1 protein-coding gene is annotated in these 1585 nt (G+C 43.3%); it reads right to left on the bottom strand.

Annotated elements, in window-relative coordinates; genetic code table 11:
* On the bottom strand, positions 1-1585 hold a 1585-nt coding region (locus ACTNB8_RS16270), incomplete at both ends, for a SpaA isopeptide-forming pilin-related protein (protein WP_441056108.1).

Genomic DNA, 1585 nt, shown 5'->3' with positions numbered 1-1585 from the left:
ATCTTCTACCAGAAGGATTCCATCATCGCTGACTTTTGCAGTTGTTCCTGATTTGCTGATCTTGCCATCTGTTCCAATGGTAAATGTAGTATCTGCACTGATATCATATCCGGTCGGAGCTACTGTTTCATGTAATGTGTAAACAGTGTCTGTCTTAAGTCCGGTGATCTCATGTGCTTTCTCTGTGGAAGTCCACTCAAGTTTCTTACCATTGACTTCAGCTGCTTTTCCGTCTTTGCCAAGAACCTGAAGTTTCGCTCCTGCAAGAACTTTGCCGTCAACTGCATCTACCTTATTGATTTCAACTCTGGTAAGAGTATCTGTCATAACAATCGTGTTATCTGCCTGTGCTTCTTTGCCAATGAGGACTTTTCCGTCTGTTCCGATCGTGAAGTTAATATCAGCTGCCAGTGTGTATCCGTCCGGAGCTTTTACTTCATGCAATGTGTAAACGGTATCTGTCTTAAGTCCGGTGATCTCATACGGCTGATCTGTGGTCTCCCACTGTACTTCTTTGTCATTCAGGGTAACTGCTTTTCCTTCTGCATCAAGTACCTGAAGAATTGCACCTGCAAGGACTTTACCGTCTTCGGTTACTTTGTTGATAAATACAGAAGTAAGTTTGTCATTTACAACAAGTGTATTACTTTCTTTGTCGTAAACAGTTGTGGTCTTTTCTTCCAGCGTGCCATCCCGGTTCAGAACAAACTGTGTATCCTCTGCTACGGTGTATCCGTCTGGCGCGGAAATTTCACGTAAAATGTAAGTTTTACCTGGGATCAAGCCTTTAATTTCTTCCGGTGCTTCTCCTGAAACCCATTCTTTTACAGGTTTTTCCTGATCATCTGCATCAATAAGCTGAAGTTTTGCTCCTGCAAGTGCAAATGCTTCATCCCCCTTGAGGGCACGTTTGCTGACTTTGACTGTCAGACCATTGTACTGGTTATTCACAGTCAGATTGTCCTGATCTGTATCATATTTTACTGTCGCTGCTAACGGATAAGTCTCACTTACTGTTACAGTTACCTTATGAGGAGTTGTATCATAGGACATTCCAGGAGTACTTCCTGCTTTTTCTGTGATATTGTACTCATAAGTTTTTCCGGCTTCCGTATATGTGATCTGACCAAATGTTCCTGTCTCACCGTTTACTACAGATACCGTCTTGCCAGATTCATCTGTTGGCATCGGTGCGCCCTCTGTCACAGGTGTAAGTTCAAAGTTGTAGGTTTCTTCAGGATCAAAACCTTCCACGCCGGCTTTACCATCTGCACCGTTTACAGTTTTCTTGACGGAGAAGGCGGTGGATACTTTTGATGTATTTCTGAATACAATTTTATCTACACCTACATCGCCGTTCTTGTAGCTTACAGCTGCCTCCAGTTTTCCAATCTCTTTGTTGTCTATTACCGTTACGGTTACTGTGTAGACTGTTTTGTCTGCTGTGTATCCGTTCGGCACAGCCTGTACCTCAGCTACCTCATACTCATAGGTTCCGGCTTTGTCATATGCCAGGTCTGCAAAGGTGATCTTTCCATTTACGTTTGTCACATTCTGGGCTTCATTCTTGTCGCCATCTGTCTTT

This window comes from Blautia sp. HCP28S3_G10 (genome assembly GCF_052065235.1).
GTDB lineage: Bacteria > Bacillota > Clostridia > Lachnospirales > Lachnospiraceae > Blautia_A.
This window is presented reverse-complemented; position numbering and strand designations above follow the sequence as displayed.